General features: G+C 42.2%; 18 protein-coding genes and 4 tRNA genes. 13 read left to right on the forward strand and 9 right to left on the reverse strand.

Features of this window, described 5'->3' with window-relative positions:
• Positions 1 to 8 precede the first annotated feature (8 nt).
• The 6 genes from lepB (at position 9) to acpS (ending at position 4,504) form a co-directional block, all read left to right on the forward strand.
• Entirely contained in the window at positions 9 to 932 is a 924-nt protein-coding gene (gene lepB / locus BI198_RS05685) for a signal peptidase I (protein WP_070048689.1), read from the forward strand.
• 21 nt (positions 933 to 953) lie between these two features.
• Positions 954 to 1,628, forward strand: coding sequence for a ribonuclease III (gene rnc, locus BI198_RS05690; RefSeq protein ID WP_070050685.1), 675 nt, complete (start codon positions 954 to 956; stop codon positions 1,626 to 1,628).
• Positions 1,618 to 2,538 (forward strand): GTPase Era, encoded by a 921-nt coding sequence (gene era / locus BI198_RS05695; protein ID WP_070048690.1) that lies wholly within the window; start codon positions 1,618 to 1,620, stop codon positions 2,536 to 2,538. The genes rnc and era overlap by 11 nt, the downstream gene beginning before the upstream one ends.
• Positions 2,539 to 2,568: 30 nt before the next feature.
• Positions 2,569 to 3,246, forward strand: coding sequence for a DNA repair protein RecO (gene recO / locus BI198_RS05700; protein WP_070048691.1), 678 nt, complete (start codon positions 2,569 to 2,571; stop codon positions 3,244 to 3,246).
• A gap of 130 nt (positions 3,247 to 3,376) precedes the next feature.
• The gene (pdxJ, locus tag BI198_RS05705; protein WP_070048692.1) at positions 3,377 to 4,111 is read left to right on the forward strand and encodes a pyridoxine 5'-phosphate synthase; all 735 of its coding nucleotides are present in this window, start codon (positions 3,377 to 3,379) and stop codon (positions 4,109 to 4,111) included.
• Positions 4,112 to 4,504, forward strand: a complete 393-nt coding sequence (gene acpS, locus BI198_RS05710) for a holo-ACP synthase (protein WP_070048693.1) — start codon at positions 4,112 to 4,114, stop codon at positions 4,502 to 4,504.
• A 122-nt stretch (positions 4,505 to 4,626) separates the two neighbouring features.
• On the opposite strand, the gene barA is transcribed toward acpS, so the two are convergent.
• Complete coding sequence (gene barA / locus BI198_RS05715; protein ID WP_070048694.1) at positions 4,627 to 7,386, reverse strand: two-component sensor histidine kinase BarA; 2,760 nt, start codon at positions 7,384 to 7,386, stop codon at positions 4,627 to 4,629.
• Positions 7,387 to 7,469: 83 nt separating this feature from the next.
• Here barA and rlmD point away from each other — a divergent pair, with 83 nt between their 5' ends.
• The 5 genes from rlmD (at position 7,470) to eno (ending at position 15,056) form a co-directional block, all read left to right on the forward strand.
• The gene (gene rlmD, locus BI198_RS05720; protein ID WP_070048695.1) at positions 7,470 to 8,801 is read left to right on the forward strand and encodes a 23S rRNA (uracil(1939)-C(5))-methyltransferase RlmD; all 1,332 of its coding nucleotides are present in this window, start codon (positions 7,470 to 7,472) and stop codon (positions 8,799 to 8,801) included.
• Between the two features lie 87 nt (positions 8,802 to 8,888).
• Positions 8,889 to 11,087, forward strand: a complete 2,199-nt coding sequence (relA, locus tag BI198_RS05725) for a GTP diphosphokinase (RefSeq protein WP_070048696.1) — start codon at positions 8,889 to 8,891, stop codon at positions 11,085 to 11,087.
• Positions 11,088 to 11,117: 30 nt separating this feature from the next.
• Entirely contained in the window at positions 11,118 to 11,897 is a 780-nt protein-coding gene (gene mazG, locus BI198_RS05730) for a nucleoside triphosphate pyrophosphohydrolase (protein WP_141728850.1), read from the forward strand.
• A 172-nt stretch (positions 11,898 to 12,069) separates the two neighbouring features.
• Complete coding sequence (locus tag BI198_RS05735; RefSeq protein WP_070048698.1) at positions 12,070 to 13,707, forward strand: CTP synthase; 1,638 nt, start codon at positions 12,070 to 12,072, stop codon at positions 13,705 to 13,707.
• Positions 13,708 to 13,763: 56 nt separating this feature from the next.
• Positions 13,764 to 15,056: a phosphopyruvate hydratase gene (eno, locus tag BI198_RS05740; protein WP_070048699.1), complete on the forward strand. Its 1,293-nt coding sequence runs from the start codon at positions 13,764 to 13,766 to the stop codon at positions 15,054 to 15,056.
• A gap of 308 nt (positions 15,057 to 15,364) precedes the next feature.
• Here the strand turns inward: eno and ppiC are convergent, their stop codons facing one another.
• Positions 15,365 to 15,640 carry a peptidylprolyl isomerase PpiC gene (gene ppiC, locus BI198_RS05745; protein ID WP_394331523.1) on the reverse strand — a complete coding sequence of 92 codons (276 nt, stop codon included), beginning with the start codon at positions 15,638 to 15,640 and terminating at the stop codon, positions 15,365 to 15,367.
• Positions 15,641 to 15,828: 188 nt separating this feature from the next.
• Here ppiC and BI198_RS05750 point away from each other — a divergent pair, with 188 nt between their 5' ends.
• Positions 15,829 to 16,389 carry an SEL1-like repeat protein gene (locus BI198_RS05750; protein ID WP_070048701.1) on the forward strand — a complete coding sequence of 187 codons (561 nt, stop codon included), beginning with the start codon at positions 15,829 to 15,831 and terminating at the stop codon, positions 16,387 to 16,389.
• Between the two features lie 106 nt (positions 16,390 to 16,495).
• On the opposite strand, the gene aguA is transcribed toward BI198_RS05750, so the two are convergent.
• On the reverse strand, positions 16,496 to 17,611 hold the full coding sequence (gene aguA, locus BI198_RS05755; RefSeq protein WP_074467409.1) for an agmatine deiminase: 1,116 nt from the start codon (positions 17,609 to 17,611) through the stop codon (positions 16,496 to 16,498).
• Positions 17,612 to 18,508, reverse strand: a complete 897-nt coding sequence (aguB, locus tag BI198_RS05760) for an N-carbamoylputrescine amidase (protein WP_070048702.1) — start codon at positions 18,506 to 18,508, stop codon at positions 17,612 to 17,614. It lies immediately after the preceding gene.
• A 170-nt stretch (positions 18,509 to 18,678) separates the two neighbouring features.
• On the opposite strand from aguB, the gene BI198_RS05765 reads away from it, so the two are divergent.
• Complete coding sequence (locus BI198_RS05765) at positions 18,679 to 19,854, forward strand: FAD-dependent oxidoreductase (protein WP_070048703.1); 1,176 nt, start codon at positions 18,679 to 18,681, stop codon at positions 19,852 to 19,854.
• 54 nt (positions 19,855 to 19,908) lie between these two features.
• Here BI198_RS05765 and BI198_RS05770 read toward each other — a convergent pair.
• From BI198_RS05770 to ychF, 5 genes are all read right to left on the reverse strand, one after another.
• A tRNA-Gln gene (locus BI198_RS05770) sits at positions 19,909 to 19,983 on the reverse strand.
• Between the two features lie 57 nt (positions 19,984 to 20,040).
• Positions 20,041 to 20,115: transfer RNA gene (locus tag BI198_RS05775), tRNA-Gln, on the reverse strand.
• Positions 20,116 to 20,143: 28 nt separating this feature from the next.
• Positions 20,144 to 20,228: transfer RNA gene (locus BI198_RS05780), tRNA-Leu, on the reverse strand.
• A gap of 18 nt (positions 20,229 to 20,246) precedes the next feature.
• A tRNA-Met gene (locus BI198_RS05785) sits at positions 20,247 to 20,323 on the reverse strand.
• 290 nt (positions 20,324 to 20,613) lie between these two features.
• Positions 20,614 to 21,705 carry a redox-regulated ATPase YchF gene (gene ychF / locus BI198_RS05790; protein ID WP_070048704.1) on the reverse strand — a complete coding sequence of 364 codons (1,092 nt, stop codon included), beginning with the start codon at positions 21,703 to 21,705 and terminating at the stop codon, positions 20,614 to 20,616.
• Positions 21,706 to 21,715 lie beyond the last annotated feature (10 nt).

A 21,715-nucleotide genomic window follows, 5' to 3' on the forward strand; every position in this document is an offset into this window, starting at 1 on the left:
GGATATACATGGCAGGTTACTTTGCAATTTTTTTGGTGTTACTGACATTAGCTAGCGGTTTAATTTGGTTGTTAGATGCTTGGGTTTTAGCGCCTAAACGGCAGCAACGGTTAGTGTTAGCGCAATCAGCAATAGCGGGCGAGTTGCCAGAGTCGGCAAGCCAAGAGTTAGTAAAAGAGCCCTATATTGTTGAAACAGCAAAGTCGATTTTTCCTGTTATCGCCTTAATAACGTTATTTCGTTCTTTTATGTACGAGCCGTTTCAAATTCCATCAGGTTCGATGATGCCAACCTTATTGGTGGGTGATTTTATCCTGGTGGAAAAGTTTTCCTATGATGTCAAAGATCCGGTATGGCGCAAAACCTTATACAGCAATAAAACGCCTTCACGTGGTGATGTTGCAGTATTTAAGTATCCTGAGCAGCCTACCGTCGACTTTATTAAGCGCATAGTAGGTTTACCGGGCGATAGAGTTATTTATCGTAATAAACAGTTATTTATTCAAAAAGCCTGTGCTACTGAACAAACATCTGGCTGCGGTAAGTTAGAGATTGTTGACTTACAATTGAAAAATGAAGGTGAGTTTTTTCAAGAGCAATATCCGCAGCGCCGTTATACAGAGCAGTTAGGCGAAGTTAGCCATGATATTTTACAAACGCCAATGCGCCGCGAACCGACGCATATGTTTTATAAACAGGCGAATACCGATATCGATGAATTTGTTGTGCCTGAAGGCCATTACTTTGCGCTAGGTGATAACCGTGATAATAGCCGTGATGGCCGATTCTGGGGCTTTGTACCTGCGGATAATTTAGTGGGTAAAGCGGTATTTATCTGGATGAGCTTTGAATTCAGTGACGATGCCGATAGCTGGTTACCTGGTTGGGTACCAGTAGGGGTTCGTTTTGAACGGTTAGGTGCAATTCACTAACAAAGCAGATAAGAGACAATGATGCAAAAAAGCTTAACGCCCTTGCAGGCAAAACTAGGCTATCAATTTACAGATGCCGCTCTATTAGAGCAGGCACTGACTCACCGCAGTTGCAAAGGGCAACACAATGAGCGCCTTGAATATTTAGGTGATGCGGTATTAAGCTTAGTTATAGCTGAAACTTTATATAGCCATTTTCCAAAAGCACGTGAAGGCGATTTAACCCGGATGCGCGCTATGTTAGTCAAAGGTGTGACCTTGGCTGAAATTGCTCAAGAGTTACAATTGTCTGAGTTTTTGCGCTTAGGCCCAGGTGAGTTAAAAAGTGGCGGCTTTCGCCGTGAATCTATTTTAGCCGATACGGTGGAAGCTATTTTAGGCGCAATTTACTTAGATAACGGTATGGAAGCTTGTAAAGAGCGAATTTTATTCTGGTTTGCTTCGCGTTTAGCGGAGATCGCACCAGGTCAGCAAAAAGACTCTAAAACCTTATTACAAGAATATTTACAAGGGCTGCGTTTAGCGCTGCCTGAATACGATGTTATCGCCACACAAGGCGAGGCACATAAACAAACCTTTACGGTAAGGTGTACTATTGCTGGTATGCCTCCTTTTACGGCTAGCGGAAGCTCGCGGCGTAAAGCTGAACAAGATGCTGCCAATATGGCACTGGAAAAAATATCTAATGACAGATAAGCCTGTAACAGTTACTGATAGCACCACTTATGCTGGCTTAGTTGCCATAGTGGGTCGGCCTAATGTAGGTAAATCAACCTTATTAAATAAGTTGATCGGCCAAAAAGTCAGTATCACATCGAAAAAACCGCAAACAACTCGGCACCGTATTGTCGGTATTGATACTCAAGAGAATTACCAAACCGTTTATGTTGATACGCCTGGCCTACATATTGAAGAAAAAAGAGCTATTAACCGGTTAATGAATAAAGCGGCAGCTAGTTCAATTTTAGATGTTGAATTTGTGCTGTTTGTGGTTGAAGGTACCCGTTGGACTGATGATGACCAAATGGTATTAAACCGTTTAATTGCCGCTGATAAACCGGTTATCTTAGTGGTAAATAAAGTCGATTTATATCGAGATAAAGAAACGTTATTACCGCATATTCAATGGTTAGGCCAACAGTTAAATTCTATTGGTGTGGTGCCGTTATCTGCTGAAACCGGTGATAACGTTGAAGCGTTACGTCGCTTAGTACAAAAAAACTTATCGCCTTGCGAATTCTTTTTCCCTGACGACTATGTAACTGATCGCTCTATGCGTTTTATGGCAGCAGAAATGGTCCGTGAAAAGCTAATGCGCTTTTTAGGTGATGAATTACCGTATTCTGTTACCGTTGAAATTGAGCGTTTTAAGTGGGAAGAAAAGCATTACCATATTGCCGCCTTAGTGTTAGTTGAGCGTGAAAGCCAAAAGCGGATGGTAATTGGTAACAAAGGTGAACGCATTAAGACTATTGCCACTGAAGCTAGGCTTGATATGGCCGCAATGTTAGAACAACCGGTATTTTTACAAGTGTGGGTAAAAGTAAAATCGGGTTGGGCTGATGATGAACGTGCACTGCGCAGCTTAGGTTACGGCGAAGATTAACACTTTCTGCCTGATGAAAAAATTACCGTGATGCAAAATCCGCTTATCGCTGGTTATATTCTACACCGCAGGGCTTTAGGTGAAGATAAGCTGATTTTGCAGTTACTGATGCCTGAAATAGGCCGAATTTCAGCGGTAGTTCGTAAACGTAGCGGTAAACAACGCGTTGCATTACAGCCATTTCAAGCCTATAGCTTACAGCTAACGGGCCGTTCTGAATTAAAAACCATTGCCAAAATTGAAGAGCTTGCACCGGCATTTAATTTGCAGGGCAAAGTGCTATTTAGTGCTATGTATATAAATGAGTTAATCTGTCGGATTTGGCCCAATGATTTGGCAACTGATCAATTGTTTGGCTTATATCAGCAGAGCTTACAACAACTGGCAGAGGTAACTGATGCCGTGGTCGATTTAGAACCTTGCCTACGTCAGTTTGAGTTTGAATTACTAATTGAGCTAGGGATCGCCATCGATTGGACCTGTGATCATAGTGGCCAAACCATAATTGCGCAGCAACATTATCAATGGCTAGCCGAGCAAGGTTTTGTACCGGCAAAAACCGGTTGGTTAGGCCAGCATTTAGTTAATATAGGTAATCAGTACTGGGCAGATAGCGACACACGGCGTAGCGCTAAACAATTAAGCCGAGTATTATTAGCGCCTTTACTGGGTGCTAAACCTTTGGCGAGTAAAGCTCTTTTTAATTGAAAACTTACTGCGAATTAATTTATGAGCTTAATTTAAACCCCTCATTTTTGTGTTTAATTTAAAAAATTAAGTAAAGTGTTAACTCTAACGATGTTTTACGTTTAGTTGCCTTAATAATAAGGAGTATTGCATGCAACAGCCTATTTTTCTTGGTGTGAATATTGATCATATTGCAACGTTACGTCAGGCCAGAGGAACTTATTACCCTGAGCCCGTGCATGCTGCTTTAATTGCCGAGCAATCGGGTGCTGATGGTATTACGATACATTTACGCGAAGATCGTCGGCACATTATAGATCGGGATGTTTATGTCCTTAGCCAAACCATCGCTACCCGGTTAAATTTTGAAATGGCTATAACCGATGAAATGCTAAAAATTGCCAGCGATGTTAAACCGTATTTTGCCTGTTTTGTGCCAGAAAAGCGCCAAGAGCTCACCACAGAAGGTGGTTTAGATGTTATCAGTCAGGCCAGTAAAATTAGCGATGCTATTGCGCAAATGGCTGAGCACAATACTTTAGTGTCATTATTTATTGATGCCGATAAACAGCAAATAGATGCCGCAGCAAAAGCCGGCGCCCCTTTTATTGAAATCCATACCGGTCAATATGCACAAGCAACGGACCCTAAGTTGCAACAAGCTGAACTAAAACGGATCCAAGAAGCGGCAGCTTATGCGGCTTCATTAGGTATTACCGTCAATGCCGGCCATGGTTTGCATTATCATAACGTACAACCGATAGCGGCAATTCCTGAAATGTATGAGTTAAATATTGGTCATGCTATCGTCGCGCGTGCGGTATTTTCAGGCTTAGCCAATGCGGTGTCAGAAATGAAACGCTTAATGGTTGAGGCGCGTCGCTAAATGGCCATTGTAGGCTTGGGTACAGACATTGTAGAAATTGCGCGAATAGCCACTAGTTTAGCGCGCAGCCCGGGCTTAGTTAAACGGGTTTTAACCGCTGCAGAACAAGAAATTTATCAGCAGCGGTTTGCCATTAATCCTGAACAAGCAGGCCGTTATTTTGCTAAGCGGTTTGCGGCGAAAGAAGCGGCGGCTAAAGCCTTAGGCACAGGCATTGGCAGAGGTGTGTCGTTTCAACATATTCATATTAGCAATAATGAACAGGGTGCACCTTTACTTTGTTTTAGTGATTTTGCCGCTGAATTAGCGCAAAGCATGGCAGTCAGCCATATTTGGTTATCAATCACTGACGAGCAAGCCTATGCCGCCGCCACCGTTATCTTAGAACGTTAATCTCAAATTTTTAATAGTCCTGAATTAACTAGGATGGACTATCTAAGTTGCATTATTGAGGGGCGGTTTTACGGCGTGTTAGTGTGGGTAAACCGCCCCTTATATACACTGAAGTTTAGCATTCACCCTTCAACATCTGGCCATTCTGGCCATTGTTGCTGTTCTTGTAACAAGGTCTGCAGTAAATCGTCTAATTCAAAAAATTCAGGCTCTAAAGTTTGTAGCGGGACTTGCTGCTTTAAGCTGGTTTCAATAATCTCGGCTAACTGTTTTAACCTTGGCACGCCGGTATAACAACAGCCGCCATGCAATTTATGAATATGCTGTAATAAAGCAGCACGGTCGTGTTGTTTAATGGCTTGCTGTATAGCGAGTTGGGTCGGCTCTATGCTGCTAATTAACATCGCTAGCATATCCTGCATTAGGTTAACTTTACCGTTAGCTTGCTGTAAAGCTAGTGCCCAGTCGACTATTTTGCTTTCTGGCCAAGCTGGGGTAGGGTTAATGGCAGCGGTTGCTGTAATCTGCTTATGCTGGCAGAACTCTTGTAAAATACACTGCAGCATCTTTTCATCTAGCGGCTTACTTAAAAACTCATCAAAGCCGAGCATCATTAAACGCTCACGCTCGCCATCGGCAGTATGTGCGGTTACGGCAATTATAGGCGTATGTTCATTTAGTGAGCTTTGTCTAATACGCTGACAGGCATTAATACCATCCATAATCGGCATATTAATATCTAAAAAGATAATGTCATACACATGCTGGGTGGCTTTGTGCCAAGCTTCGGCGCCATCAAAAGCCGATTCTATGTGCTCAACTTGTTCAGCCAATAAGGTATTTATTAATTTTAAATTAGCTTCATTATCATCCACAGTCAGCACTTTTAACTGCGCTTTTTTGGGCAATAGTATTTCATCGCTACTGGCTTGATGCTGTAAATAAGGATGGGCTAATGCCATGGCCAATTTAGTTAAATGAGCTGGTTTGGATAAACAAGCGTCTGCACCAGAATTAAGCAATGTTTCGCGAATACTGGGGGATAAAGTATTAACCAATAAGTACAGATAATCGGTTTGCGGTTTAATTTTTTGCATCACGCTAATAATGTGATTAACTTGATTAATCGCTACTGTTTTACCAATGATAGCAATATCATAATGTTGTTGTTGGGCTAGCGTGTGCTGTAACTGGCTTAAGGTACTGCAAATGGTCACGTTTAAATACCAACTTTGTAACAGCTGGAGCATGGCTTCACGTGAATGTTGTTGTGGCTCAAAGTACAGCACGGTTTTCTGCTCTAATACTGCGATAGGTAAGTTTTCTGCCACGGTTAATTGATGGCGTTTACATTTAAGCGTAAACCAAAAAGTAGAGCCTTCAGCTTGAGTACTTTCAAAACCAATTTTCCCGCCCATCGCTTCCACTAAACGTTGCGAAATCATTAAACCTAAGCCTGAACCTGATTGATGGCTACTGGGATCAGAAGAGCCAAAACCATGGAATAATTGTTGTTGTTGTTCACTGCTAATACCACGGCCGGTATCTTGAACTGAGCAATGTAAAATTATTTGGTCATCATTTAAAGAATTACAGCTGACTCGAATCACGATACTGCCATGGTCAGTAAATTTAATGGCATTACCGGCAATATTCATCAGCACTTGGCTAAAGCGCTTCGGATCAGCAATGATGTCATCCGGACACTCAGGATCGATCATTAGCACTAATTCTAAATATTTATCAAACGCATTAGCAGCTAACAATTCAGTTGCGTCGTTTAACATATCGCGCAGTGAAAATGGTTCAGGATTAATAGACAGTCGACCTTCTTCTAACTTAGAAAAATCTAGGACATCATTTACTAAGTGTAAAAGGCTATTAGCAGACTTTTGAATAGTGGTTAAATAGTCATGTTGGTTACTGGTTAATTTGGTTTTAAGCACTTGTCGGGTAAAGCCAATAACCCCATTTAATGGCGTACGTAATTCATGGCTCATTTTGGCTAAGAATTCTGATTTTTGTCGGTTTTCTTCCAGGGCTTTGCGCCGCGCAAAATCGAGTTGCACGTTATGTACTTCTAACTGCTCTAATGTTTGTTGTAAGTCACTATTAGCTTGATCTATCTGCTGTTGCATTTCATGTTCTTGGCTAACAATTTGGGCACTTAATTTGTTTAACCCTTGCTGCATCTCAATCAGCTCTTTGGCAGTAGCTTTGGGCTTACGCGTGACTAACGGGATGTTATTAGTATGATCATGATTAATTAATTGTTTAAGTTGGATGTTCATAAGCCGAACCGGCCGATATAACCGCTGCAAAATATAAAATGCTGGGGCACAGCTTAATAATAAACAACTGATTAAAATTAGTATCATTTCTAACGCACTACTTTGCTGACGCAAATGTAATGTATCTTTATGCAAATCTAATACTAAGTAACCTAAGTGCAACTGTTGACCGTTTTGCGCTAGGGTCAGTGGGTGGTAGAATATTAAGTTAGTTGCAGTTTCACTATAAAAGCCATGTTCAGTTAGATCGGTTTGCTGCTTACTGGCTAAAGCAGTGGCAGTGAATTGGGGATTACTATTATACACTAGCTGATTTTGCTGATTAAATATGGCTATGCTGGTTAATAAAGGTGAATTGTAGCGGTGGCTAGTATCAATAAGCTGTTGTAAGGGTAACTGTTGTTCAGATGCCAATAAGCTAGCGCTGGTAATAGCCAGCGGAACGGCAATATGTCGTGCTTGCTCAGATAAAGAAAACTGTAACTCATGGTGACGAACATAGCTAAAATAGCCGCCAGAGAATACACTAATTAGCAGCGCGGGTAATAAGCTACACAGTAGCAACCAAATACGTAATCTTATTTTTGTCATTAAACTCAAGTTTATATTGTTAAAGCACCCAGGCAGATAATGACACAACACGCCGCACTTGCCTATAACCTGATAGAGAACCTATGGTCAGCATTTACAAAGCAAAAACAAAACCTAGCCGTATTGGCAATATCATTAATCTAAGCATTGATAGTACTGACTATGAAGTGCAAGGTATTGCTAAAATAGATAATAAAATAGCCTTTGTTACTGGCGCGCTAGCGGGAGAGAAAGTACAGGCCAAAGTGTTGGAAGACAAAGCTGGCTTTATTAAGGCAAGCGTTACCTCGGTTAAACAAGCTGTGCCAGAGCGAGTAAACGCTCCCTGTCGTTATGCCAAACAATGTGGTGGTTGCCAGTTACAATATATCGCCGTTAGTGACCAACAACGCTTAAAACAACTAGGAATTGATGACTTATTAAGCCATCAGCTAGGCTTAACTGACCTACCTTGGCAACCGATGCTAGCTGCAGACAACATAGCCTACCGTCGCCGTGCCAGAATAGGCGTATGGTATGATAAAAAACAACGCAAATTTAGTATTGGTTTTCGCCAAGCCAATGCCAAACAAATTGTTAATATTCAACACTGCTTAGTGCTATCGCCAGTTTTAGCGCCAGTATTTACCGTGCTAGCTACGCAATTACCGTTACTGTCGACCAACAGTGCCGTTACCCATGTTGAAGTGATTGACGCCGCAGGCCAAGCTTATATTATTGTCCGTCATACTCAGCCATTAACTTTGCAAGATAAGCAGCGCTTAATTGATGCTTGGCCAACAGCTATTTGGTTGGGTGAGTTTGAGTCGGGCCAGTTTAGTCCTTGGCAACCAGAGCATGCACAATATCAAGCGGAATATTCACTGCCAGAGCAAGGGCTACGATTACAGTTTGGCCTTGATAATTTTATTCAGGTTAACGCTGCGGTCAATCAAGAAATGGTCAGCCAAGCGCTGCAATGGTTAGCGCCAACAGCAACCGACACTATTTTAGATTTATATGCAGGCATAGGTAATTTTAGCCTGGCTTTAGCCCAGCAGGTAAAAGCTGTACATGCTGTTGAAGGTATCGACAAGATGGTGCAACAATTATTACATAATGCTAAAGTGAATCAATTAAGCAATGTCACTGCTAGCCAAGCAGACTTGCATTTACCTTGGCCAAAAGCCAGTTGGAATACTGCTCAGTATAATAAAGTGCTACTTGACCCCGCTAGAGCAGGTGCCCATGGTGCGATTGAGCAAGTGGTGAAGTTAAAACCTAAAACCATTTTATATGTATCCTGTAATGCAGCAACATTAGCACGCGACAGTAAAGTTTTATTGGATAGTGGTTACCGTTTAGAAAAGCTCAGTGGCATTGATATGTTTCCACATACTCGTCATTTAGAGTTAATGGCCTTATTTAGCAAATAGCTTAATCACAATCAAGGTCGATAGCGTAGTAAAAGCTAAAGTAGCCAAGTAAAAAGTTTAGCCAATAGCGACAAGAGGGATTGATGTATGGTTAAAGTTCGCCAATCACATAGCACCGCTTACAACAGTGATGACACTCTAGCCTGGCTAGGTTCACTTGAGTTAACTGAGAAAAAAATCAGTGACTTAATGGCAGCAGAAACTTGGCTAAAACAGCGTAATTTAGATGCATCAGAGCCTGAAGTGAAAACGGGTTGGGAGATGGTCGAAATTCTTGCTGAGTTAAGAATGGATATCGACTCTTTATTAGCGGCATTACTATTCCCCATTATTGAAGCTAAATTAATAGATGAAGATAGCTTAGCCGAGCAGTTCTCGAATCATGTCATTCGTTTGCTAAGTTCAGTTAAGCAAATGGAAGCGATTAGAAGCATTCCTACCGACCCTAACCATAGCGTTAGCCCACAACAAGCCGATAATTTACGCCGCATGCTTTTAGCGATGGTTGAAGATGTGCGGGCAGTCGTAATTAAATTGGCCGGGCAAATTTGTTATTTGCGCTACGTCAAAGATGCCGATGAAGAAACCCGGGTGTTAGCCGCAAAAGAAACCAATGCGATATTTGGTCCCTTAGCCAATAGGCTAGGTATCGGCCAATTAAAGTGGGAGCTAGAAGACTTAGCGTTTCGTTATTTACATCCGGTGTTATATAAGCAGATAGCCGGCTTATTAGAAGAGCGCCGCTTAGACCGAGAACAGTATCTGCAAGATTTCGTATGTTCGGTGCAGCAAAAAATGGCTCATGAACAGCTCACCGTTGATGTCCAAGGCCGGCCGAAACATATTTATAGTATTTGGAAAAAAATGCAAAAAAAACAGCTGCCGTTTGAGCAGCTGTATGATATTCGCGCTGTGCGTATTGTCACCGATAAAGTGCAAGATTGTTATGCCGCATTAGGCATAGTGCATACTAGCTGGCGCCATTTACCTAAAGAGTTTGATGATTATATTGCTACGCCAAAGCAAAATGGCTATCAATCTATTCATACCGTGGTATTTGGTCCGCAAGGTCGGGTGATTGAAGTGCAAATTCGTACCCGACAAATGCATGAAGACTCAGAGTTAGGGGTTGCCGCACACTGGCGGTATAAAGAAGGTGCCTCTAATAGTAAATCTGCGGCAAATGATGAAAAAGTAGAATGGCTGCGTAAGCTATTACAATGGCAAGAAGAAGTGGTTGATTCTGCCGATTTAGCCGAAGAATTACGAAATCAGGTTATTGAAGACCGCGTATATGTGTTTACGCCCAAAGGCGATATTGTCGACTTACCTTTAGGCTCGACCCCCTTAGACTTTGCCTATTATGTTCATTCCAATGTCGGACACAGATGTATAGGGGCTAAAATCTCTGGTCGTATCGTACCTTTCACCTATCAGTTAAAAACCGGTGATCAAGTTGATATATTAACCGGCCGAGAGCCTAACCCAAGTCGCGACTGGCTAAACCCACATCTTGGCTATATAAAATCCAGTCGTGCTCGGTCTAAAGTGCAGTATTGGTTTCGCCAACAAGATAAAGATAAAAACTTAGCCGCCGGTAAAGAATTGCTCGACACTGAGTTAATGCGGCTGAACTTGCAATTAGAACAAACTCAAAAGTTATTAAAACGCTTTAATGTTAATTCAATGGATGAATTATTTGTTGGCATTGGTGGCAGCGATATTAAGTTAACCCAAGTGGTGCACTTTATTCAAAGCCAGCATGATAAGGCGCAAGCACCGGAAATAGATCCGCGCTTAATTACCAAGCCATTACCGGCGGCGCTAAAAGCTAAAAGCGATGTTATCGTACAAGGTGTGGGTAATTTATTAACTCATACCGCAGGTTGTTGTCAGCCGTTACCGGGTGACGCCATTGTGGGTTATATTACCCAAGGTCGTGGCATAGCTATCCATCGTGATGATTGTGAGCAATTTAAAACCTTATTAGACAGCCACCCAGAGCGGGCAGTTGAGGCTAATTGGGGCGGTAAATATGCTTCGGGTTATGAGGTTGATATCCGGATCATTGCCCATGATCGCAGTAACTTATTGCGTGATATCACCAATATTTTAGCTAATGAAAAAGCCAACGTTACAAAACTGTCAAGCAGCTCAGATACTAAAGCGCAAACGGCAGTGTTGGATATGACCTTAGAGTTGTATAATTTAGACTCGCTAAATAAATTACTGAGTAAAATTAATCAGTTAGAAGATATAATTGAAGCTAAACGTTTCACTCATTAAGCTTAACTCAAATAAAATATGGAAAGCACAGTGACAGATAATATCCCACGCTTACTGAATATAATGGCGAAATTACGCGATACCAATAACGGTTGTCCATGGGATCTTAAGCAAAATTACGCCAGCATAGTGCCCTACACCATAGAAGAAGCTTACGAAGTGGCTGATGCTATTGCCCGCGAAGATTTTGTTGAGCTTAAAGATGAACTGGGTGATTTACTATTCCAAGTGGTGTTTTATGCCCAGATCGCCAAAGAAGAAGGCCGCTTTCAATTTGATGATTGCGTTGCTGCTATCTGCGATAAGTTAGAGCGCCGCCATCCGCATGTATTTGGTGAACAGGCGTTAGATGATGCTGATGCAGTACTAAAAAATTGGGAGTCATTAAAAAGCGCTGAGCGTAAAGATAATGGCCAACCTAGTGTGTTGGACAATATCCCTCAGGCCATGCCCGCATTAAGTCGGGCCAATAAACTGCAAAAACGCTGTGCTAATGTTGGTTTTGATTGGCCTACTGTAGAAGGCTGCTGGCTTAAAGTAAAAGAAGAAGTATTGGAAGTTGAGGAAACCGCGGACGGTAGCCCTGAACTGGCAGAAGAGCTAGGCGACTTAATGTTTGCCTTAGTCAATGTGGTTCGCAAGCATAAATTAGATCCAGAAGCGGTGTTGCGGGCGGCGAATAATAAATTTGAAAGCCGTTTTCGAGCTGTAGAGCAACATATAAGCGCAGAAAATCGCAGCCTAGAGCAGGCGACATTGGATGAAATGGAAGCAATTTGGCAAAAAGTTAAACGCCAAACAAAGAATTAATCCAGAAAGCCTCAGCTTTACGTTGAGTGCTTAGCTTGGCTTTGCTATAATTTTCTCCCGTCCTGATACCAATTCTTGAACTATCTTTTTCTTCCCTGTGTTTACGCACTGGGAGCTTAGTATTTTTTAGAACTGGTGTTTATTTATTGTTCAACATTGTCTCAGGGGTCTTATGACTACAAGATATATCTTTGTGACGGGTGGCGTAGTTTCATCGCTCGGTAAAGGCATTGCAGCTGCATCGTTGGCGGCAATTTTAGAGGCGCGCGGTCTAAAGGTCACTATCCTTAAGCTTGATCCCTATATAAACGTTGACCCTGGGACCATGAGTCCTATTCAACACGGTGAAGTATTTGTTACCGAAGACGGTGCTGAAACCGATTTAGACTTAGGTCATTACGAGCGTTTTATTCGCACTAAAATGTCTAGGTTAAATAACTTTACTCAAGGTCGGATTTACGCTGACGTGTTGCGTAAAGAGCGTCGTGGTGACTACCTAGGCGCGACCATTCAGGTTATTCCCCATATTACCAATGAAATAAAAGCCCGGGTTGTAGCTGGCGCTGAAGGCTATGATATTGCAATTGTTGAAATTGGCGGCACTGTGGGTGATATTGAATCACTACCATTTTTAGAAGCTATCCGTCAGCTTGGCACCGAAGTCGGCCGTGAACGCACTTTATATATGCACTTAACCTTAGTGCCATATTTAGGCACTGCGGGTGAGATTAAAACTAAGCCAACTCAGCATTCAGTAAAAGAACTGCGCTCTATTGGTATTCAACCAGATATATTAGTTTGCCGTTCAGATAGACCAATTCCAATTAATGAACGGGCTAAAATTGCGTTATTCACCAATGTGGAAGAAAAAGCAGTTATTGGTTTAAAAGACGTAGCTAGTATTTATCAAATTCCAGCAATATTAAAATCTCAAGGCTTAGATGACTTAGTTTGTCGTCGTTTCCATATCGAAGCGCCTGAAGCTGACTTAGTCGAGTGGGAACAAGTTCTGTACCAAGAGTCTAACCCTACGGGTGAAGTGAATATTGGTTTAGTCGGTAAATATGTAGAGTTACCAGATGCCTACAAATCTGTTAATGAAGCCTTAGGCCATGCCGGTTTAAAAAATCGGGTTAGCGTTAATATTAAATATATCGACTCACAAGATTTAGAAAGCAAAGGCGTTGCCATGCTGACTGGATTAGACGGTATTTTAGTGCCTGGTGGTTTTGGTCTTCGCGGCGTGGAAGGTAAAATTTTAGCTGCGCAATATGCCCGGGAAAACAATATCCCTTACTTTGGTATCTGTTTAGGTATGCAAGTGGCGCTGATTGAATTTGCGCGCAATGTCGCTGGCATGCAAGACGCTCACTCCACTGAATTTAACCCTGAAACAGCGTATCCTGTTGTTGGTTTAATTACCGAATGGCGTGATGCAGACGGTTCAGTTGAAATACGCACAGACAACTCAGACCTAGGCGGCACTATGCGCTTAGGCAGTCAAAACTGTAACTTAGTGGCTAACACTAAGGCTCGTGAAATTTATGGTAAAGATGTCATTTTAGAACGCCACCGTCACCGCTATGAAGTGAACAACAACTTACGGCCACAGCTTGAAGCCGCTGGTTTAGTGGTGTCGGGTTTATCGGCTGATAATCAATTAGTCGAAATGATAGAAATTCCAACTCACCCTTGGTTTGTTGCCGGTCAGTTCCACCCGGAGTTTAATTCGACACCGCGGGATGGCCATCCTTTATTTCAAGGTTTTATTGCCGCCGCCTTTAAATATCAAAAGCAGCAGCGAGTATAATATTTATAAGCCGTGTTAAGTAGCACGGCTTTTTTAGTTCTAACAGGAATGTAACCATGTCTGATATCGTAAACATTATCGCTCGTGAAATTATGGATTCACGTGGCAATCCTACTGTAGAAGCTGATGTATATTTAGCTAGCGGTGCAATGGGCCGCGGTTGTGCGCCATCAGGTGCCTCAACCGGTTCACGGGAAGCGCTTGAATTACGCGATGGTGATAAAAGCCGTTACTTAGGTAAAGGTGTGACTAAAGCAGTCGCCAATATTTCTGGTCCTATCTTACAAGCGTTACAAGGCAAAAATGCTTATAACCAAGCAGATATTGACCAGATAATGATTGATTTAGACGGCACTGAAACTAAAAGTAACTTAGGTGCCAACGCTATATTAGCAGTATCACTGGCTGTAGCTCGCGCTGCTGCCGCCGATAAAAATATTCCGTTATACCAACACATTGCCGATTTAAATGGCACTGCAGGCCAATACACTATGCCAGTTCCGATGATGAATATTATCAACGGTGGCGAGCATGCAGATAACAACGTTGATATTCAAGAGTTTATGATCCAACCAGTAGGAGCTAAAACCTTCGCTGAAGCCCTACGTATGGGCGCTGAGATTTTTCATAGTTTAAAAGCAGAGTTACAACAGCGCGGCTTAAATACTGCTGTTGGCGATGAAGGTGGCTTTGCCCCTGATTTAAAATCTAACGAAGAAGCGCTGACAGTCATTGTCGCGGCTGTTAATGCTGCCGGCTATGTTATGGATAAAGACGTTACCTTAGCCTTAGACTGCGCGGCTACCGAGTTTTACCATGATGGTAAATATGTGTTAAGTGGCGAAGATAAGAGCTTTGACTCGTTTGGCTTTAATGATTATTTAGCCGGTTTAACTCAAAAATACCCTATCGTATCGATTGAAGATGGCTTAGATGAAAGCGACTGGGCTGGTTGGAAAGATTTAACCGATAAAATTGGTGATAAAGTTCAGCTAGTAGGTGACGATTTATTTGTTACCAACACCAAAATATTAACTCGGGGTATTGAGCAAGGTATTGCTAACTCGATTTTAATTAAATTTAATCAAATAGGTACATTAACCGAAACTTTAGCCGCGATTAAAATGGCTAAAGATGCTGGTTTTACCGTGGTTATTTCGCATCGTAGCGGTGAAACTGAAGATGCCTTTATTGCTGATTTAGCCGTAGGCACCGCAGCAGGTCAAATCAAGACCGGTTCGTTATGCCGGTCAGACCGCGTAGCTAAGTACAACCAATTACTACGTATTGAACAAGAGTTAGGTAGCAAAGCCCCGTATAAAGGTCGTAGCGAAATTAAAGGCCAGTAATACTAATACTACTACTTAAAGCCCTGCATTAGCTTACCGCTAATTCTGGGCTGCAATAGTTAGTTTAGGCTAAAAGCGTTCCTCAATAATTTATGTTAGTCAGCCCACACTTAAAACTTAACACTCAAGTGTATATACGGTTCGGTTTACCCACACTAACACGCCGTAAACCCATCCCTGGGGGCTCATTTACGCCCGTCCAGGGCTGCAATGGTTAGTTTAGGGTAAAACCGAACCTCAATAATTTATCTTAAGTTAGTCCACAGTCCAAACTAAACACTCAGCACTCAAAACTCAGCACTAAACATTTAACTGCGATAAAGGGTTTTAATTAAATGAAAACCAAATTGGGTTTTTACCGGGCCATGTACTTCTAAAACTGGCTTTTTAAATACCACATCGTCAAACGCTTTTACCATTTGGCCTTTACTAAACTCGCCCAAATCACCGCCTTTTTTACCTGATGGACAAGTGGAGTGTTGCTTAGCAAGCTTGCCAAAATCTGCACCTTTAGCTAATTGCTGTTTTAACTTTTCTGCTTCCGCTTGGGTTTTCACTAAAATATGTAAAGCACAGGCTTTCATCACTATTTAATCCTAAAAAATAATAATGGATATAATAGCAATTATTCAGCTAAACCCCTAGGTATCTACATTGCATACTAGTTTGGCGCGTATATAGCTATGACATAAACATTTACAATTTGTAAGTTTGATGAAACATTTACTTTGCTATACTGAATAGGAATTCAGCGGATGATGGTAAAAGAAAAATGAAAAAACTTGCAATGGTTGCCTTAGCGACATCTCTATTAACGGGTGTCTTTAGTCCTAATTTGTATGCTAATGACGCCGTGGGAGCCGAAGAAAAGCGCATTCGTAGCTTTCTTTATACAACTGACTTTGACAACGCTATAGGCCAAGTACAACGGAGAGAGTTTGCAGAAGCATATCCAAACTTATTGCAATTTGCGCGCTATGGTGAAAAGTATGCGCAATATTCGTTAGGGTTGTTATTGGTCTCTGGTGAGGGAGTGCCCCTAGATATCGAACAAGGTTTAGTCTGGATGCGTTTAGCCTTAGAGCAAAAAACCAGTGACTGGGAAAAGCGCTATGAAGCGGTGACTAAAAACCTAACTAAAGAGCAAATGGCTGCATTAGAGCCGATGTATCAAGAATATAAACGTAAATACGGCGCTGATGCCCAAAATATGCGTTGTGCTTCTGAAACCCGCCGTGGTTCTAATATGCGCATTCATGTGTGTCGTAAAACGTTATTAAACCAAGAGTTTTACTCAGTGGTTGAATACGCAGAAGATAAACCAACTAACTAAGCTATTAGTTTAGCTAATAGTTTAGCTGTTAGATTAAACTAGCGCTTTAAACAATAAAAAACGTTTGCCAAGGCAAACCGTTTTTTATTTAGTGATTACGTGAAGCTTACTTAGCGGGTTGTTGTTGGGTAATACAATGTATATTACCGCCACCGAGTAAAATTTCCCGACCTGGCACCATAACCACTTTATGCTCTGGGAACAGTTTCTGTAATATATCTGCGGCCACTTTATCGTTTGGATCATCAAAACTTGGCATTATTAAACCGCCATTACACAAGTAAAAGTTAATGTATGAGCCGGCCAAACGGGTATTGGCTTCACGAGGCTTAGCCATCATAGAATCATCTACCGTGGCATACTCATCAGCGGTAGCAATAATAGGCGCTGGTTGTGGTAGCTTATGCACAATAATTTTACGGCCTTTAGCATCGGTACTGGCTTCTAAGTAGTCTAATGCCGCTTTAGAACGCGCATATTGCGGATCAGTTTCGTCATCAGTCCAAGCTAATACTACTTCGCCAGGTTTAACAAAACAGGCCATATTATCGATATGATCATCTGTTTCGTCATTAAAAATGCCTTGCTTGAGCCACAGTACTTTATCAATACCTAAATACTCACGCATTTGCTGTTCAATTTGCTCACGGCTTAAATCAGGGTTACGGTTGCTATTTAATAAGCATTCTTCTGTTGTTAGCAACGTACCTTCGCCATCAACATGAATAGCACCGCCTTCTAGAATAAAGTCATCGGTACGGTAGCGGGGTAATTGTTCAATACCTAATACTTTACTGGCAACTTGGTCATCTTTATCCCAAGGGAAATATAAGCCGCCATTTAAGCCGCCCCAGGCATTAAATGCCCAATCGATACCACGGACATCACCTGCAGCATTAGTCACAAAAGTAGGGCCAGTGTCGCGACACCAGGCATCGTTATTAGCCATTTCTACCACACGGATAGCAAATTTACTGCCCGTGTCGGTGAGCTGTGCCACTGCGTTTGCATATTGTTTTGCTGATACGCCAACACTAACAGGCTCAAACTCAGCGATAGCTTTAATAACAGCAACAAAGGCTTGCTGCGCTGGCTTGGAGCCTAAACGCCAGCTGTCTGTACGCTCTGGCCAAATCATCCAAGTTTGTTTATGCGCCACCCATTCGGCCGGCATACTAAAGCCATCAGCGCGAGGGGTGTTGGATAAATTACAGTAAGCCACTTAGTTCGACCCTTGTGTTTTAGGTTGTTTAGTTACGCCGTCTTTAGTTGCAACGGTGCCATAAAAGTCGATGCGACGATCGCGAAATACACCCCAAGCACGGCGCGTAGCGGCTATAGCATCTAAATCAAAAGTATGGACTAACACGGCTTCTTCAGTGCGGCCCGCTTCTTGTACCATAGCGCCAGACTCGTCAGCGATAAATGAGCAGCCATAGAAGGTTATTTCAGAATCACCTTCAGTTTCTTTACCAATACGGTTAGACGCTATTAATGGCGTCACGTTTGCCGCGGCATGACCTTGCTGGGTGCGTTGCCAATGACCACTTGAGTCGATAGTGGCATCATGCGGCTCAGTACCAATAGCGGTTGGGTAGAATAATAACTCAGCACCCATTAATGCCATGCAACGGGCGCATTCTGGAAACCACTGATCCCAGCAAATACCGACACCAATTTTGGCATATTGGGTATCAAAGACTTTGAAACCGGTATCACCTGGCGTGAAGTAATATTTTTCGCTGTAGCCTGGGCCATCAGGGATATGACTTTTACGATAAATACCTAAGTTACTGCCATCTGCATCGATAATTACTACAGTGTTATATAAACAGTGACCAGCACGCTCATAGATACTGATTGGTAATACCACGTTTAACTCTTTAGCAATTTTACTAAAGTGTAATACAGCAGGGTTTTCTTCTACTGAGGTAGCAAAATCTAAATAGTCAGGCTTTTGTTTCTGACAAAAGTAATTACGTTCAAATAATTCTTGAAGTAGAACAATTTGTGCACCTTGACTCACAGCATCACGCACTAAGCGTTCAGCACGCTGAATGTTTTGTTCAACATCCCAGCCACCAATCATTTGTGTTGCAGCAACAGTTACATTACGCATTAGCTATCTCCAGCAGAAATAAAACCAATAGGCTAGCACTAGAAGTAGGCTAAGCCAAATAGGGCGCGAAAATGCCGTATTTTTGCTCAGCCGTCAAGCTCTATTGTCAATTTTACTACCTGCTAGGTACAATAAGTACTAAAGCAATTGAGACAAGTGAAGTTAACCCAATGAAATACGATGTGATTGTTGTTGGCGGCGGTATGGTAGGGGCTGCAACAGCTTTAGCTTTAGGTGAGGCTGGATTGCAAGTAGCGTTAGTTGAACAGCACCAACCAGAGCCCTATAGCAATAGCTTAGACACCAACAATGATGCCGATTTACGGGTATCGTCAATAAACTTAGCCAGTGAGGCTTGGCTAAGTAAGCTAGGTGCTTGGCAGCATTTGCAACAGATGCGGTTATGTCCGTATCAACGCTTACAAGCTTTTGAACATCAACATAGTGTGGTCAGCTTCTCTGCGCAAGATATTAAACATACTCATCTTGGCCATATTGTCGAAAATAGATTATTACAATTAGCTATCTTTAAGCAGCTTTCAAACAATGTAACCTTATATTGCCCCGCGCAAATTACTGCGTTACAGCAAGATGCTGAACACGCCACCGTGACTTTAAATAGTGGTGAAGTCTTACAGGCAAAATTAGTTGTTGCAGCAGATGGCGCAAATTCACAATTACGCCAATTAGCAGCAATGGGTACTCATGGTTGGCAATATCAGCAGGCTTGTTTAATTGCTTTAGTCCGTACGCCTTATCCGCAACAAGATATTACTTGGCAGCAATTTACTGAGCAGGGCCCTAGAGCATTTTTACCCTTAACCAATAATCAAGCCTCTCTGGTTTGGTATGACAATGCCGTTAAAGTTAAACAATTAGCTGCTTTAACCCCAGAGCAACTACAGCCATTATTGTTGCAAGCTTTTCCTGAGCAATTAGGTCAAGTAGAAGTCATTAAGTCAGGCTGGTTTCCGTTAGCCAAAATGCAGGTTAATAATTACTTTCAACATCGGGTAGTAGTAGTGGGCGATGCGGCACATACCATTAACCCTTTAGCTGGCCAAGGGGTTAATTTAGGTTTTGCCGATAGCAAATTATTAACCGAGCTGGTTATTGCTGCTTATACTAACGGCGAAGATCTTGCTGCTAAAGGAATGCTAGAAAATTATCAACGTAAGCGTCGCCTAGCCAATACTTTGATGATGGCTGCTATGGATACGTTTTATGTTGGTTTTAGCCAGCAAATGCCGCTAGTGCGCAAATTACGCCAGTTAGCTATGAAGGCTGCCAATAATAGTGGTGAGTTAAAAAATATTGTTGCTAGATATGCGGTAGGCTTAAGCTAAGGTAACAATAAGCTGAAAATAGAAAACCCAGCAAAAGCTGGGTTTTTTATTTAATGGCAGGGGCGGCTGGATTCGAACCAACGCATGACGGGATCAAAACCCGTTGCCTTACCGCTTGGCTACGCCCCTGCAAAACGGGGTGTGTCATAATCGTTTAATACTTTAAACCATTAACACTAAAATTAATGGCAGGGGCGGCTGGATTCGAACCAACGCATGACGGGATCAAAACCCGTTGCCTTACCGCTTGGCTACGCCCCTGCTGTACTTGTGTGCACCACTTAAAAAGTGGTGCGGAAAGAGAGACTCGAACTCTCACACCTTGCGGCGCTGGAACCTAAATCCAGTGCGTCTACCAATTCCGCCATTCCCGCATGCACAGGTAAAGTAAGTGGTGGCTACAGCGGGAATCGAACCTGCGACCCCAGCATTATGAGTGCTGTGCTCTAACCAGCTGAGCTATGTAGCCTTACTAAACTTCACCTAAGCAAGTGGCGCGTATTATCCTGAACTGACCGCATAGCGTCAACCGTTTTTTTAAGATTAAATTCTTTTCTTGGTTCGTTTGCCGAATTAATATGCAAAACGGCGAATTGATAGCCAGATTTACTGGTAGGCGAACAGGTTGGCGCATAAGTTATTTGAAAATTAATGAAATTTAACTCGGCTTTATTTATGCCAGAAACAATAAAACCGGTGCAAGCACCGGTTTTAAAATTAAGTACTTATAAAAGTACTTATAAAATAACGGAAATAAATTTAGACGTTAAAGCGGAAATGCATAACATCACCATCTTTAACAATATATTCTTTACCTTCTAAGCGCCATTTACCGGCTTCTTTAGCACCGGCTTCACCTTTGAATTGCACAAAGTCTTCATAGCCTACTACTTCAGCACGAATAAAACCTTTTTCAAAGTCGGTATGGATAACGCCTGCAGCTTGTGGAGCTGTAGAACCAATAGTAACAGTCCATGCCCGAACTTCTTTTACGCCGGCTGTAAAGTAGGTGTGTAAGCTGAGTAAAGAATAACCACCACGAATAACGCGGTTAAGACCTGGCTCTTCTAAGCCCATGTCAGCCATAAACTCAGCACGTTCATCGTCGTCTAACTCGGCAATTTCTGATTCAATGGCAGCACAAACCGGAACAACAATAGCGCCTTCTTTATCAGCAATGGCTTGGACGATATCTAAATAAGGATTATTTTCAAAACCGTCTTCAGTCACGTTAGCAATATACATGGTTGGCTTAAGCGTTAAGAAGTTCATGTAAGCAATTAACGCGACTTCATCTTTATCTAAATCAAGCTTGCGTAAGGTCTCGCCTTGTTCTAAATGCAGTTTTACTTTTTCCAGTACAGCTATTTCAGCTTTAGCATCTTTATCGCCGCCTTTAGCTCTTTTAGCAATACGGAAAATAGCGCGCTCTGCAGTATCCATATCAGATAATACTAATTCCATATTAATGGTATCAATATCGTCTGCTGGATCAATTTTATTGGCTACGTGAATAATATTATCATCATCAAAACAACGTACCACATGACCAATTGCGTCGGTTTCACGAATATTAGCTAAAAATTTATTACCTAAGCCTTCACCTCTAGAGGCGCCTTTTACTAAACCGGCGATATCAACAAATTCCATCGTGGTAGGTAAAACACGCTGCGGCTTAACAATTGCTGCCAGCTGATCTAAACGTAAGTCGGGTACCGGTACTACGCCAGTATTTGGCTCAATAGTACAGAACGGGAAGTTTGCAGCTTCAATACCGGCCTTGGTTAACGCGTTAAAGAGAGTAGATTTACCAACATTGGGTAAGCCAACTATGCCACATTTAAAACCCATAAGATGTTCC

Origin of the sequence: Rheinheimera salexigens (assembly GCF_001752395.1) — a bacterium.
GTDB classification, from domain to species: domain Bacteria; phylum Pseudomonadota; class Gammaproteobacteria; order Enterobacterales; family Alteromonadaceae; genus Alishewanella; species Alishewanella salexigens.

Bases quoted from the DNA above. Each gene is read 5' to 3' on its own strand.
- recO (WP_070048691.1), top strand. From the start codon at position 2,569: ATGCAAAATCCGCTTATCGCTGGTTATATTCTACACCGCAGGGCTTTA.
- eno (WP_070048699.1), top strand. From the start codon at position 13,764: ATGTCTGATATCGTAAACATTATCGCTCGTGAAATTATGGATTCACGT.
- rnc (WP_070050685.1), top strand. From the start codon at position 954: ATGCAAAAAAGCTTAACGCCCTTGCAGGCAAAACTAGGCTATCAATTT.
- pdxJ (WP_070048692.1), top strand. From the start codon at position 3,377: ATGCAACAGCCTATTTTTCTTGGTGTGAATATTGATCATATTGCAACG.
- BI198_RS05765 (WP_070048703.1), top strand. From the start codon at position 18,679: ATGAAATACGATGTGATTGTTGTTGGCGGCGGTATGGTAGGGGCTGCA.
- aguB (WP_070048702.1), bottom strand. From the start codon at position 18,508: ATGCGTAATGTAACTGTTGCTGCAACACAAATGATTGGTGGCTGGGAT.
- ppiC (WP_394331523.1), bottom strand. From the start codon at position 15,640: ATGAAAGCCTGTGCTTTACATATTTTAGTGAAAACCCAAGCGGAAGCA.
- BI198_RS05750 (WP_070048701.1), top strand. From the start codon at position 15,829: ATGAAAAAACTTGCAATGGTTGCCTTAGCGACATCTCTATTAACGGGT.
- barA (WP_070048694.1), bottom strand. From the start codon at position 7,386: ATGACAAAAATAAGATTACGTATTTGGTTGCTACTGTGTAGCTTATTA.
- ychF (WP_070048704.1), bottom strand. From the start codon at position 21,705: ATGGGTTTTAAATGTGGCATAGTTGGCTTACCCAATGTTGGTAAATCT.
- acpS (WP_070048693.1), top strand. From the start codon at position 4,112: ATGGCCATTGTAGGCTTGGGTACAGACATTGTAGAAATTGCGCGAATA.
- relA (WP_070048696.1), top strand. From the start codon at position 8,889: ATGGTTAAAGTTCGCCAATCACATAGCACCGCTTACAACAGTGATGAC.
- BI198_RS05735 (WP_070048698.1), top strand. From the start codon at position 12,070: ATGACTACAAGATATATCTTTGTGACGGGTGGCGTAGTTTCATCGCTC.
- rlmD (WP_070048695.1), top strand. From the start codon at position 7,470: ATGGTCAGCATTTACAAAGCAAAAACAAAACCTAGCCGTATTGGCAAT.
- era (WP_070048690.1), top strand. From the start codon at position 1,618: ATGACAGATAAGCCTGTAACAGTTACTGATAGCACCACTTATGCTGGC.
- lepB (WP_070048689.1), top strand. From the start codon at position 9: ATGGCAGGTTACTTTGCAATTTTTTTGGTGTTACTGACATTAGCTAGC.